Origin of the sequence: Clostridium sp. AF15-41 (assembly GCF_003604095.1) — a bacterium.
GTDB lineage: Bacteria > Bacillota > Clostridia > Lachnospirales > Lachnospiraceae > Coprococcus.
On the sequence record NZ_QTMQ01000004.1, the window covers coordinates 32,143 to 44,814 of the forward strand.

At 43.1% G+C, this 12,672-nt stretch carries 13 protein-coding genes and 1 pseudogene; 5 read left to right on the forward strand and 9 right to left on the reverse strand.

What is annotated here, in order from left to right:
• Positions 1-184: 184 nt before the first annotated feature.
• Both DWW43_RS03970 and crcB read right to left on the reverse strand, forming a co-directional pair.
• Positions 185-1,393, reverse strand: coding sequence for an amidohydrolase (locus DWW43_RS03970; protein WP_119962790.1), 1,209 nt, complete (start codon positions 1,391-1,393; stop codon positions 185-187).
• 42 nt (positions 1,394-1,435) lie between these two features.
• The gene (crcB, locus tag DWW43_RS03975; protein WP_119962791.1) at positions 1,436-1,798 is read right to left on the reverse strand and encodes a fluoride efflux transporter CrcB; all 363 of its coding nucleotides are present in this window, start codon (positions 1,796-1,798) and stop codon (positions 1,436-1,438) included.
• A 160-nt stretch (positions 1,799-1,958) separates the two neighbouring features.
• Between crcB and DWW43_RS03980 the strand changes: the two genes are divergently transcribed.
• From DWW43_RS03980 to aguA, 4 genes are all read left to right on the forward strand, one after another.
• Positions 1,959-2,447 (forward strand): sigma-70 family RNA polymerase sigma factor, encoded by a 489-nt coding sequence (locus DWW43_RS03980; protein ID WP_021944800.1) that lies wholly within the window; start codon positions 1,959-1,961, stop codon positions 2,445-2,447.
• Positions 2,431-3,051, forward strand: a complete 621-nt coding sequence (locus tag DWW43_RS03985) for a hypothetical protein (RefSeq protein WP_119962792.1) — start codon at positions 2,431-2,433, stop codon at positions 3,049-3,051. Before DWW43_RS03980 ends, DWW43_RS03985 begins: the two co-directional genes overlap by 17 nt.
• Positions 3,052-3,217: 166 nt before the next feature.
• Positions 3,218-4,510: a serpin family protein gene (locus DWW43_RS03990; RefSeq protein WP_119962793.1), complete on the forward strand. Its 1,293-nt coding sequence runs from the start codon at positions 3,218-3,220 to the stop codon at positions 4,508-4,510.
• 205 nt (positions 4,511-4,715) lie between these two features.
• Complete coding sequence (aguA, locus tag DWW43_RS03995) at positions 4,716-5,813, forward strand: agmatine deiminase (protein ID WP_119962794.1); 1,098 nt, start codon at positions 4,716-4,718, stop codon at positions 5,811-5,813.
• A 100-nt stretch (positions 5,814-5,913) separates the two neighbouring features.
• Here the strand turns inward: aguA and DWW43_RS04000 are convergent, their stop codons facing one another.
• From DWW43_RS04000 to DWW43_RS04010, 3 genes are all read right to left on the reverse strand, one after another.
• Positions 5,914-6,351 (reverse strand): DUF3783 domain-containing protein, encoded by a 438-nt coding sequence (locus DWW43_RS04000; RefSeq protein WP_119962795.1) that lies wholly within the window; start codon positions 6,349-6,351, stop codon positions 5,914-5,916.
• 67 nt (positions 6,352-6,418) lie between these two features.
• Positions 6,419-6,751: a carboxymuconolactone decarboxylase family protein gene (locus DWW43_RS04005; RefSeq protein ID WP_021944795.1), complete on the reverse strand. Its 333-nt coding sequence runs from the start codon at positions 6,749-6,751 to the stop codon at positions 6,419-6,421.
• Between the two features lie 16 nt (positions 6,752-6,767).
• Entirely contained in the window at positions 6,768-7,205 is a 438-nt protein-coding gene (locus tag DWW43_RS04010) for a cupin domain-containing protein (protein WP_119962796.1), read from the reverse strand.
• 230 nt (positions 7,206-7,435) lie between these two features.
• On the opposite strand from DWW43_RS04010, the pseudogene DWW43_RS12275 reads away from it, so the two are divergent.
• Positions 7,436-7,528 (forward strand): annotated as a pseudogene (locus DWW43_RS12275) (winged helix-turn-helix transcriptional regulator); the annotation flags it as partial.
• A 15-nt stretch (positions 7,529-7,543) separates the two neighbouring features.
• On the opposite strand, the gene DWW43_RS04020 reads toward DWW43_RS12275, so the two are convergent.
• From DWW43_RS04020 to DWW43_RS04035, 4 genes are all read right to left on the reverse strand, one after another.
• Complete coding sequence (locus DWW43_RS04020; protein ID WP_008400078.1) at positions 7,544-7,846, reverse strand: hypothetical protein; 303 nt, start codon at positions 7,844-7,846, stop codon at positions 7,544-7,546.
• Positions 7,847-8,399: 553 nt separating this feature from the next.
• Positions 8,400-10,103, reverse strand: coding sequence for a phosphoenolpyruvate--protein phosphotransferase (ptsP, locus tag DWW43_RS04025; RefSeq protein ID WP_119962887.1), 1,704 nt, complete (start codon positions 10,101-10,103; stop codon positions 8,400-8,402).
• A 40-nt stretch (positions 10,104-10,143) separates the two neighbouring features.
• Complete coding sequence (locus tag DWW43_RS04030) at positions 10,144-10,407, reverse strand: HPr family phosphocarrier protein (protein WP_008400082.1); 264 nt, start codon at positions 10,405-10,407, stop codon at positions 10,144-10,146.
• Between the two features lie 181 nt (positions 10,408-10,588).
• Positions 10,589-12,652 carry a fructose-specific PTS transporter subunit EIIC gene (locus DWW43_RS04035; protein ID WP_044944569.1) on the reverse strand — a complete coding sequence of 688 codons (2,064 nt, stop codon included), beginning with the start codon at positions 12,650-12,652 and terminating at the stop codon, positions 10,589-10,591.
• Between the last annotated feature and the right edge of the window lie 20 nt (positions 12,653-12,672).

Below are 12,672 nucleotides of genomic sequence, written 5' to 3' on the forward strand. Positions count from 1 at the left end.
TAAAGACTTATTTCCCATCCCTCAATCATCAACAATAGACTTATGAATAGGGCGTACTTTCCTATAAAGTAAAAAAACAGAGAATTCGCACATCGTCGAACCTCTCTGCTCTTTTTTCATTATATACCAGCTTTATGTTATCTGACAAGTGAGCATTTATAATTATTTAAAGTTGCATACAGAATTAACATTCCCCCTCTTTTATGTCAACACACAACCCGGCAAACATAGTAACTGCGGTTTCAAGTATGGAATCGGGAAATTCGAAATGCTCCGTGTGAAGCTGGGCATAATCCTCTCCATCACCAATGCCGAAAAATGCGCCCTTTGTCTCCTGCAAGTACCAGCCAAAGTCCTCCGACCAGCGCATCGGCTCAGGCAGCTCTATATATGGGATCTGGTGAGAAGCCGCACACGCCCGGATCTTCTGCACCTGTTCCGCATGATTATCCGTAGATGGAAACCGTTCAATCTCCTTTATCGAAAGTTCCAGAGCTTCCTTCTGTGCCATAACCTCTGCCAGCTTACGGATCTCTGCCAGATACTCACGAAATACCTGTTCACCTCCGCTTCGAACGGTAAGTCTCAGATACCCGTCCGATGCCGCTACACCGTAGTTCTCACTTCCAAGTTTCATCCCAATCAAAGTCATGCGGACAAATCCCTTCGTCTCATTAAACTGCTTTGTCAGTTCTTCAATCTGAAGCAGAAGTCCGGCAAGTGCATATCCGGGATTTCTGCCAGCTTCCGGATATGCTGCGTGGCTCGGCGTTCCTGTCATGTGGATCTCTAAGCCCGTTGAAGCACATGCAAATGTTCCATCCTTCACAAGTACCGTTCCAAGCGGCTTCCCCGGTATATTATGAAAGCCATAGATTTCTCCGATATGCTTTTCTTTGATCAGGCTTCTGCAAAGCTCTGCCCCCTTTCCAATCTCCTCTGCCGGCTGGAAGATCAGATATACATCCTGTGCCAACGGCTCTTTTCTGCTGTCCAGATACAAGCCAAGTCCACATAGCACACTGCTGTGCCCATCATGTCCACAGAAATGCCCCGGCTTTCCATCTTTACCACATACCGCATCCATATCTGCCCGAAACGCAATCGGTTGCCTATATTCCGCCATTTGATCCGGTATCTCCATAGTCGTTTCGCTCACATCAAACGCTTTATTACTTTCTGTAGTTACCGGATTGACTGCTCTTTTCACCGCATAAAACCATGCCCCACAGTCTACAATCTCTAATGCTGTATGCGATTTTAAGAAATCCATCAGCAACTGTTTTGTCTTTACTTCCTGCATGGAATGCTCCGGGATCCGGTGGAGTTGCTTTCGCAGTTCCATTATTTGCTCTATAATCTGTTTATCTATATATTGCTCTCTCTTATCCATATCGTCAGCCCTCTATTCCCATAAATCTTCATCGTTTCATCGTTACTTCATAAGTATTTGTGCAGCAAATACCGCAGCAACACTTAATATCACACTTAATCCTATATAAAGTATCGTAAATCCGTAATTCCCGCTCTGTATTAATTGATCTGTTTCCAGTGCAAATGTAGAAAACGTCGTAAATCCACCGCACACTCCCGTCTTTAATGTCAAAACCAGAAGTGGTGATACCTGATACTTTTCTGCCGACACAGAAATTAAGCCAATAACAAATGCTCCTATTACATTAATCAATAATGTCTTTATCGGAAAGCTGTTTTGTGCCCCGATCGGTATTAAACCTATCAAATATCGAAGCATTGCACCTATGCCGCCTCCAACGCCAACTAACAAACATTTTACCATTTTATCTTTTCTCTCTTTCTGTCATTTCATACCTACACTATCAAATGATAAAACAATACAAATTTTATGCAAGCATAATTTTGTATTTTTGTAACCTTTAAACCGGATGAATTGTGTTATTATTGAAAGGCCTTTTAACACAAGAAAAGAGGATGTGACTATGCGATTACCAACACAAACTGTTATACAAATGTATCAGGACAATCTGTTCCGCATTGCATTTTCCATTTGTCAGAACCGGGAGGATGCCGAAGATGTTGTTCAGGAAACATTTCTACGCTATCATTCAGGTGCCGTGGATTTTAACGATGAAATGCATATCCGGGCATGGCTGATCCGGGTTACGATCAATCAGTCAAAAAATATGCTTCGCACCTTCTGGCACAGGAACCGGACATCATTGGAAGATTATATGGAACAACTGAATTTTTCTGATACTGAAAGCCAGGAATTATTTGAAACAGTCATGAAGTTGCCGGAAAAATACCGGACAGTGATCCATCTGTTTTATTATGAAGACTATTCCATTAAGGAAATTGCAGACATTCTAAAGATCAGCGAAAGCAACGTAAAGGTCCGGTTAAACCGCGGACGTACCGTGCTTCGCGACACCCTAAAGGAGGCTTGGGACTATGAACAATCAGAATAAAGAACGCTATAAGAAAACATTTGACATGATCCACTCAGATGCAGTCATCAACATCACCCCGGAACGCTCAAAGAAGCTGCGGATCCACACGATCACACGCAGACTTTCCTACGCAGTTGCCGGACTGGCAGCCATCTTCTGTCTGTCAAATGGCATCTGTCTGGCAGCAACCGGAAGCACCTGGGTGCATAAGGTATTCTCTACTGCAAATGGTACGAAGGTCGAATACGATGCAGAAGACGCTACCATGTCTTTCCGTATCGAATCAACCGATCAAACCTATGTCACCGCGAGAGCCGGAAGACTGTATTTCACCCTGAACGGACAGCAGACCGATATCACAGACAAATGCAGTACAGATACCTACTTCCGATATGATTACACGGATGCCGATCATATCACACATGTGATCGTCATAGGCGGAACTGCCGATGATTATGGCTATGCCGAATATCTGTATGATGCAGACGGTACTTATATCTTCAACAACATGAATGTATCTTCCGATACTCCGGCATGGTTTGTAAATGCGGAAAAAGATCTCGGTGTAAATGCGGAATCCTTATCGGATGAAGCTGCCACCTATTCCGTGACCGAAGAATAAAAATTTTTAAAATAATTCCATAAATCCTCCATTTTCTTTCGTATGTAAATTAAAGAAGCAAATAAACCGGACATTGATATGACTATATATTTTTTTGAATATTCTTATTCACTGATATATGTTAGTATTATTCATATCTGACCACGAAAGAAATGGAGGATTATTTATGAATAAAAAGATAATCAGCTTATTACTTGGTGCATGTCTGTGCACAAGTCTTGCAGGATGCGGAAACGCAGATAATAATGGCGGCAGCGTCACCAAACAAAAACTTTTAGCATCAAAGGAACTCGGAAGTGACATCGCAGTCGGAGCAAAACCGGCGCCCGTCGATTCCTATGAGGAACTTAAAAACGGTGTCAACAATTTTGCATTTGACCTGTATGATGCACTTCCAAAAGACAGCAACTGTTTTTATTCCCCTTACAGTATTTCCAGCGCACTGTCCATGCTCGATCAGGGTGCCGGGGGCGAAACGAAAACGGAACTGGAATCAACACTTGGCATCAAAGATCTTTCAACCTGGAATACAGAAATGCAAAGCTATCTGAACAAAGACTGGTCCAAGCAGACATATGTAAATACTGCAAATTCCATCTGGATGACCACCGGAAAAGACTGGGCGTCTAATATCTCAGATGATTTTCTGCTTCCGGCCAAGACCTATTACCATGGTGAGATATATGAAGCCGATTTTACGGATCATGCCGATCAGGTTGTGAAGGATGTAAACAACTGGGTAAATGAACATACAAATCAGATGATCCCATCCATCATGAATGAACTTCCGACAAATACTGTTATGATGCTCATTAATGCAGTTTACTTTGAAGGAAAATGGCAGACACCATTTACAGAGGATAACACATACGATGATACTTTCCACGGAACAAACGGAGATTCTACCGTACCAATGATGCATCTGTACGATGAACGATTCTCTTATGCGGATAACGGATCGATAAAAGGAATCGTACTTCCTTACGATGGTGATTCTGTTGTAATGAAAGTATTCCTTCCATCTAAAGAAGGCGATACAATCACCAACCTGTTCGATGCTTTAAGCAGTGATGAGAAACAGGCACTTATCGACTCTCTGGATAATGCTGATTCTCCTGAGATAGAGACCATTCAGCTTCCAAGATTCACAGATGAACAGAGTATCAACGGTCTGGATGATATCCTGAACAGACTTGGAATCCGGTCTGCATATGCTTCTGCTGATTTCTCAAAGATCGCAGATGGCATCGCGGTATCTTCCGTTTCTCACAAAGCAAAAGTGATCGTTGATGAAAACGGAACAAAGGCTGCCGCGGAGACGGATATCATAATAAAGGAAACTGCTATGATGCCACCGGAAGAAACCTATAACTTCATCGTTGACCAGCCATTTGTCTATGTCATTGAAGATCAGGATACCGGAATGATCCTGTTCATGGGACGGGTAAATGATCTGTAAGATCCAATTCCATATTGATTTTCAATAATCTCTGTGCTATCGTAATAAGAAATAAATACAGACACATGCAACGGAGCAATTCAGAAAATGAGTTGCTCCGTTTTTTGTTTTATCAAATATAAGACTGAAAAATCTCCTGCCTGCAAGAGATGATTTTTCAAACACGATATGGATATTTTATTTACGATACAAGGAGGATACAGGAATGGCGAAACTTATTACAAACTCGACCCCAAAGGCTGACGGTTTCCGTATGCCAGGAGAATTTGAAGAACAAAAGCAGATCTTTATGATCTGGCCGGAACGAACCGACAACTGGAGAGCCGGTGCGAAACCGGCACAAAAAACATTTGCAAATGTAGCTGCTGCGATCTCAGAATTCGAACCTGTTACAATGTGCGTATCTGCCGCACAATATGAACATGCAAAAACCATGCTGCCTGCCGGCGTACGGATCATTGAAATGAGCAGCAACGATGCATGGTGCAGAGATATGGGACCAACTTTTCTGATAAATGATAAAGGCGAAACCCGTGCCTGTGACTGGACCTTTAATGCCTGGGGTGGTCTGGTCGATGGTCTGTATTTCCCATGGGATAAGGATGATCAGATCGCATCCAAGATCTGCGAACTGGAACAGATTGATTCTTACCGAACCGATGATTTCATATTAGAGGGCGGCTCTTTTCATGTCGATGGGGAAGGTACACTGATCACCACCGAGATGTGCCTGCTGTCAAAGGGAAGAAATCCTCATCTCACAAAAGCTCAGATCGAGCAGAAATTAAAAGATTATCTGAATGTCGATACGATCATCTGGATCAAGGACGGCATCGATCCCGACGAGACAAATGGACATATCGATGATGTTGCCTGCTTCGTCCGTCCCGGTGAAGTTGCCTGCATCTATACGGATGATCCGACTGACCCATTCTATAAAGAAGCACAGGCCGCTTACCACACCCTGTCAAATGCTGTAGATGCCAAAGGCAGGAAACTGATCGTCCATAAGCTCTGTACAACCAAAGCTCCGGTTTATCTGAAGGGCATGGACACAGTCGATGCAGTTCCCGGAAGCACTCCAAGAAAAAACGGTGACCTTGCGATCGCCTCTTATCTGAATTTTCTGATCGTAAATGGCGGCATCATCCTGCCACAGTACGGTGACGAAAATGACGCTCTTGCAATCCGTCAGGTGCAGTCCATGTTCCCGGAACGTAAGGTTATCGGTGTCCGTACCGAAGAAATCGCTTATGGAGGCGGCAATATCCACTGTATCACCCAGCAGCAGCCGAAAGCCTGACATGATGTCTGCCATCTTTATCATAGCAAATCTGCTATTGCATCACCGAAATTCACTACAAAAATGGAGCATACAGAGTTCTCTCTGTACGCTCCATTTTCTACTTTCGCATCATTACAAACCGCTCCTTGCGAAGCTCCTGCATAAGAAGCTTCACTGTCCAGTTCTGATTGCTTGGTGTCAGAATGGCTTTATACATAACCTTCACCTCAGCATGACGAAGCTCAAACAACATCTTATCCAGCCGTTTTTCTTTCAGATTGCATACCAGAATTAAGCTGTCTGCACGGCTCTTTGCCTGTGCGTTCACCGCCCCTGTCTCTGAAGAATGTCCTGTCACATTTTCCTGTTCCCGACCAGTTCCATCTATCGTATCTGCAGCGTTTTTATAGGTTCCATTTACAAGCTCACCCAGCTTATAATTCGTTGTCACTATCTCATCCGGTATCCGATCTACAGCGATCTTCAACCGGCTTGCAATATTCTGTATCTTGTGATATTCGATGTCATCTACATGTATTAATACTAACTTTTCCATGCCGTCTCCTGTCTACATTTTATTATGGTACACCGATGTTCATTATACCACAACTGCCACATTTCTCCTACTTATCTTCTTCTGCCCAGACTTCTTTTGCCATACGAAATACTGCCCATGCCTTTGGCCATCCACAGTAAAAAGCTGCATGTGTAACGATCTCTGCAATTTCCTCCTGTGTGATTCCGTTTGCCTTTGCACTCATCAGATGATAACGGAAGGATTCATCGGTAAGCCCCTGTGCCATTAATGCAACTACAGTTACCAGTGACCGGTCTCTGAGGGACAGCTTATCCTCTCTGCTCCATACCTCACCAAATAATACATCATCATTTAATTCTGCAAACTTTGGAGCAAATTCTCCAAGCTGTGTTCTTCCTGCTGTCTGCTTTACTGCCATGATAGATCCACCTTTCCTATGCTAACTTATTATATTCTTCATCTGTAATCGGTTCGCACCATTCATTACTGCAATTCTCCCCCGGTACTTCTACTGCGATATGGGAAAACCAGCTATCCTTCTTTGCACCATGCCAGTGCTTTACCTCTGCCGGAATCGTAATTACAGTTCCCGGTACAAGACTGACTGCCTCTTTTCCTTCTTCCTGATACCAGCCCTCTCCGGCTGTGCAGATCAGAAGCTGTCCACCGCCCTTTGTTGCGTGATGGATATGCCAATTGTTACGGCATCCCGGTTCAAATGTTACATTTGCAAGAAATACTGCTGTCTTATTGGGATCGGTCAGTGGATTCAAAAAGGAATCTCCGATAAAATACTGTGCATATGCTGTATTTGCTGTTCCTGTTCCAAATACGTTCTGCTTCTCAAATTCTTCTCTGCTTGTAGTCTTCATACTATCACTCTCCATCTTACTTAAACCTGCTTCAGAGCTTATGCTCTTATGTTCTGATGTTTCCCGTATTTATATACGAAAAAGGAGCATACCTTTTTCGTACACTCCTATCATACTCTTTGAACCTTACTCCAAGTCAAGAACTTTTTTGTATGAAGTTTTTATGAAGTAAGTATTCTCAGTAGTGAACTACCCATTGTCTAAAGCCAATGGGATTGCGGTAGCCTTATTTCAACGAACTTAAACGTGATCTGACCGGCATCAGCCAGAAGGTTCTGACCAACAGTCTTCGCTCAATGGAAGAAGATGGGCTGATCCCCCGACCGGGTGCTCTTGCTTTATCTTTTCTTTGCTGCCTTGGCTGCTTTCTCCAGCTTTCGCTTCTTTGCCTGCTCAGCCATGAATAATTTTCTGAGATTTTCCAGCTTTGCAGCCTCCTCTTTTGCGGTATTCAGATCATCTGTGACCCTATCCTGTGCGTCCTGACTGTCAAATCTTACAAACTTCTCAAATACGGTCGGATAAGTGAAAGTCTTTTCTATATTCTCACACTGAAATAAAATACGGATGTGTGTACCATCACATTCAACTACATTCCCCTCACCAAATTTTACATGTTTCACTTTTTCGTTTTCAAACATAACCTATCTTCCTCTCTACCTATTGAAAACATCTCCAACTGCCAATATGTGCCCTGTTTCGTCTTGCCGCTACGGCTAAAAAATAACTTTTTTATTTCAGACTTCTATATTATTAATATTACCAAATATTTTCCATAAAATTCCAGTGCAAATTAATTTTCGTAAGAAATTCGGAAAAAACCACACTCAAGCTTTCAAATTTTGTAAAAAATTTATTCTTGACATTTACCCGGCTATTCAAATATGCAGAAAACCGCCTCAAAAAATAATGCACTTTTAAAGTTCATCCTGCGTTAATTGCAGAAACTTTCATATCTGTTTTGTTTGGAACTATCCGATATATTACAAAAGCAACAGTTACTATATATTACACTATTATGTAGCAAGCCTTTTTCAACGCCGGTCCTTAGCGAGTTGCCATAGGCAAGGAGCTTAGTACCGCTGCGTTGAAATAGAGTGCAAACGACTTGCGGAATAATAGGTGTAATTATAGTACTAGTTGCTTTTAATATCTTTCATTCTGTTCCAAACAAAACAGATATGGGTTTTTCGCTTATCTTGCGGAGGCTTTTAACAGTTCAGCCACTTCAGCTTCTGTGGATAAGGACAATGCTTTTGCTGCAAGAGCATCTGCATCTGCCTTTGACCATTTGGCAATCGTGCCTCTGGTTCTTAAAACAGAAGTTGCCGATACACTGAACTCTCCCAGTCCAAAGGAGATCAGAAGTGGGATCAGTAACGGATCAGCAGCTGCTTCACCACACATACCTACCATGATGCCTGCTGCATTTCCTGCTTCAATAACATTCTTCATAGAACGAAGAACAGCAGGATTGTATGCGGAATACAGATATGCAACCTTGGCATTTCCTCTGTCAACTGCCATTGTGTACTGGGTCAGATCATTTGTACCGATACTGAAGAAATCAGCTTCCTTTGCCAGAAGATCTGCGATCAGGCTGGCTGCAGGAGTCTCGATCATAACGCCGACCTGAATATCCTTGTTATATGCGATTTTCTCTGAATCTAACTCCTTCTTAAGTTCCGCTACCAGTTCTTTTACCCGTCGAATCTCATCCACACAGGTAACAAGCGGAACCATGATCTTAATATCGCCAAATGCACTCGCACGAAGCAATGCACGAAGCTGTACCTTGTAGCTGTCCTCATTTTTCAGACAATATCTGACTGCACGGAAACCAAGGAACGGATTGTCTTCTTTTTCCAATCCGAGATACGGGATATCTTTGTCACCGCCGACATCCAGTGTACGGATAATAACTTCTTTACCCTGCATCGTCTCGGCTGCTGCCTTATATGCTTCAAACTGCTCGTCCTCTGTTGGCAAGCTGTCTGTTCCCATGAACAGGAACTCAGTACGGAATAAGCCTACGCCTTCACCATCAGCAGCTACAACACCCTTGGCATCCTCCGGATTGCCGATATTGCCATATAAAGCTACCTTTGTTCCATCAGCAGTTACTGTATCTTTTCCTCTGTAGATCTCAAGCAGTTCCTTCTCTTTCAGGTAATCTGCACGCTTTGTCTCATATTCTGCGATCTCATCCATCGCAGGTTCTAAGATGCAAACGCCTTCGCATCCGTCTACAACTGCCATCATACCATCGGACACCTGATCTACGATACCATCTACACTAAGTACAGCAGGGATCTCAAGTGCTCTTGCAAGAATAGCTGAATGAGAAGTCTTACCGCCAATCTCGGTGATAATACCTGCTACATTTTCCTTTACGATTCCTGCTGTCATGGATGGTGTCAGATCCTTTGCGACGATCACTGTACCTGCCGGAACATCTCCGATATTAATATCCGGCGTACCGGTAAGGATCTTAAGCATACGGACACGGATATCTCCTACGTCAGTTGCTCTCTGTCTGGTCAGTTCATCATCTACCTGGGAGAACATGGATACGAACATATCACATACGCTGTCAACGGCTGCTTCTGCACATTCGCCATTACCGATCAACTCCTTGACCTGATCCTGCATAAATGGATCACTCATCAAAACGATATGTCCTTCCAGGATCTCTGCATTATGTCCTCCAACCTTTTCTTTCATTGCATCTGCCATTTTCTGAGTCTTTTCAACAAAAACTTCCATAGCATTCTCAAATCTCTGAAGTTCAGCATCTGTATCTGTTACTGTATGCTGCTTATATTCCGGTTTGCCATCACTGATGATGACAACCTTTCCGATGCCATAACCGGCTGAGCCGCCTATTCCTTTTAACATATCTTCTACCCCGCTTTCCAGATGAAAGAATGCTGTCTGACTATTCGCCAAGGCCGGATTCAACCAACTCTACTGCCTTTGCGAGAGCTGCCTGCTCGTCTTCACCGTCACACTCAATTGTCATCTCTGTTCCACACTTAATACATGCTGCAATGATCAGCATAACGCTCTTTGCGTTGATTCTCTTACCGGCAATATCGATTGTTACGTTACATTTGAACTTTGTCATTTCCTTTGCAAATACTCCTGCCGGTCTCATGTGTAATCCCTGCTCATTAATAACTTTAACTGTCTGTGATACCATAATTATCTTCTCCTTTTTATATCTCTTTTTATTTCTTTTATCATTTGTCCGATTCGGACAAACGCATGATCAACATTGATACTTTTGATTTAATATTTGAAATATTCCTGTTTTATTTATATCCGGCAGGAACAGATTCTTTCTGTTCCCACCGTTATTAAAAAGGATAGGGTTTTTGTTTTTATTCTTCTGCTACATTTTTCTTGATCAGACCGAGCAGTAAACAGGTTACTACAGAACCGATCACCCATGAAAGAATGTAGAATAATGGATGTCCTACTGTTGCAAATACGAAGATTCCTCCGTGTGGCGCCATCAGTGTACATTTGAATGCTGCTGATAATGCTCCTGCTACACCTGCACCAACCAGGGTACATGGGATAACATGAAGCGGATCTGCTGCTGCAAATGGAATCGCACCCTCTGTGATGAAGGAACAACCCATTACAAAGTTAGAAACGGCTGAGCCTCTTTCTGCCTTTGTGAATTTCTTAGGAAACAGCTTACATGCAAGTGCAATTCCCATTGGTGGAACCATACCGCCGATCATTACGGCTGCCATGGAAATGTAACATGCCTGAACGGCTGCATCACTCTGGGATGCACCGGCTGATACAAGGTCTGCTGCTGTAGAAAGCATTCCCGAGCCGAATACATAAGCTGCCTTGTTGATAGGACCGCCCATGTCGATCGCCATCATTGCTCCGAGGATCAGACCAAGGAGAGCTAACAGATTCTTATCTGCAAGTGATGTAAGCATATTGGAAAGTCCTGTATTTATAAGGCCGATCAATGGATTAAAGATAAATACCATCAATACGCCTACAAGAAAAATACCAACTAACGGATAGATCAATGTTGGCTTGATACCCTCTAATGACTGAGGGAACTTTGAACACATCTTCTTTAATAAAAGTACGATATAACCTGCAAGGAAACCTGCAAGAATACCACCTAAGAAACCGGATACTGTATTACCGGAGCCTTCGCCTACAAAACCGAATTTTGCAATAAAATTCTGGAATGGGGAAAGACTTGCACCTGCCCATATATATTTTGCGATCGCTGCATTACCGGATGAAGCAAGAAGTCCGCCGGTAAATCCAACTGCAAGACCCGGACGATCTGCGATCGAATATGCGATATAACCTGCAAGTACCGGAACCATCAGTCCCATGGACAGATCTCCGACATATTTAAAGAATGCGGAAAGTGGTGTACAGGTACCGAAGTTTGAACCACCGGTTGAACCATATCCACAGATTGTATCGATCAGAAATGCCAGTGCGATCATGATACCGCCACCGATAACGAATGGAAGCATATGGGATACACCGCTCATCAGATGCTTGTAGATCTGACTTCCAACTCCGCCTGCGCTTTCTTCCTCTGCTTTCTTTCCACTCTCATGATGCACCGAAACCTTGCCATCGATCACTTTATTGATAAGCTCTTCCGGTTTGTGGATACCATCTGCTACCTTTGTAAAAAGAACTGGCTTGCCGTCAAATCTTGCGGTCTCTACATTCTTATCGGCTGCTACGATAATACCATCACATTCTTCAATCTCCTTTGCTGTCAGACGATTCTTAACACCGCCGGAACCATTTGTTTCAACCTTGATCGTAATGCCCATTTCATTTCCTTTTTTCTCAAGGGCTTCCGCTGCCATAAATGTATGTGCGATACCGGTCGGACATGCTGTAACTGCAAGGACTCTGTATCCTGTCTTTTCCGGTGCGTTTTCTTTCTTATCTTCTGTTGCTTCTCCAAGTTCATCCGCGAACTTTTCCATCTCATATTTGCTGCAGATATCTAAGAACTGATCTGCATTCTTTGCTGCAAGAAGTTCTGCTCTGAAGTTCTCATCCATCAGCAACATACTGAGTCTTGATAATACTTCCAGATGTACATCTGCGCCCTTTTCCGGTGCTGCGATCATGAAGAACAGGTTTGCAGGCTGTCCGTCTAATGAATCATAATCTACACCGTCCGGTACTGTCATAGCTGCAAGTCCCGGCTGCTTAACTGCTGCATTCTTGGAATGAGGAATTGCGATTCCCTCTCCAACTCCGGTCGAACCGGATTCCTCTCTTGCAAGAATTCCTTTCTTGAATTCTGCCTTATCTGTTATATTGCCCGATTTTGCATGAAGATCGATCAGATAATCGATCGCTGCGTCTTTAGAATCTACTTTTACACCAAGGGCAATTCCTTCTTTTTTTAATAACTCCCTTATTCTCATACTCATTCTCCTTTACTCAA

Coding starts and splice junctions, on each gene's coding strand:
- DWW43_RS03970 (WP_119962790.1), bottom strand. CDS start 1,393: ATGGATAAGAGAGAGCAATATATAGATAAACAGATTATAGAGCAAATA.
- crcB (WP_119962791.1), bottom strand. CDS start 1,798: ATGGTAAAATGTTTGTTAGTTGGCGTTGGAGGCGGCATAGGTGCAATG.
- DWW43_RS03980 (WP_021944800.1), top strand. CDS start 1,959: ATGCGATTACCAACACAAACTGTTATACAAATGTATCAGGACAATCTG.
- DWW43_RS03985 (WP_119962792.1), top strand. CDS start 2,431: ATGAACAATCAGAATAAAGAACGCTATAAGAAAACATTTGACATGATC.
- DWW43_RS03990 (WP_119962793.1), top strand. CDS start 3,218: ATGAATAAAAAGATAATCAGCTTATTACTTGGTGCATGTCTGTGCACA.
- aguA (WP_119962794.1), top strand. CDS start 4,716: ATGGCGAAACTTATTACAAACTCGACCCCAAAGGCTGACGGTTTCCGT.
- DWW43_RS04000 (WP_119962795.1), bottom strand. CDS start 6,351: ATGGAAAAGTTAGTATTAATACATGTAGATGACATCGAATATCACAAG.
- DWW43_RS04005 (WP_021944795.1), bottom strand. CDS start 6,751: ATGGCAGTAAAGCAGACAGCAGGAAGAACACAGCTTGGAGAATTTGCT.
- DWW43_RS04010 (WP_119962796.1), bottom strand. CDS start 7,205: ATGAAGACTACAAGCAGAGAAGAATTTGAGAAGCAGAACGTATTTGGA.
- DWW43_RS04020 (WP_008400078.1), bottom strand. CDS start 7,846: ATGTTTGAAAACGAAAAAGTGAAACATGTAAAATTTGGTGAGGGGAAT.
- ptsP (WP_119962887.1), bottom strand. CDS start 10,103: ATGTTAAAAGGAATAGGCGGCTCAGCCGGTTATGGCATCGGAAAGGTT.
- DWW43_RS04030 (WP_008400082.1), bottom strand. CDS start 10,407: ATGGTATCACAGACAGTTAAAGTTATTAATGAGCAGGGATTACACATG.
- DWW43_RS04035 (WP_044944569.1), bottom strand. CDS start 12,652: ATGAGAATAAGGGAGTTATTAAAAAAAGAAGGAATTGCCCTTGGTGTA.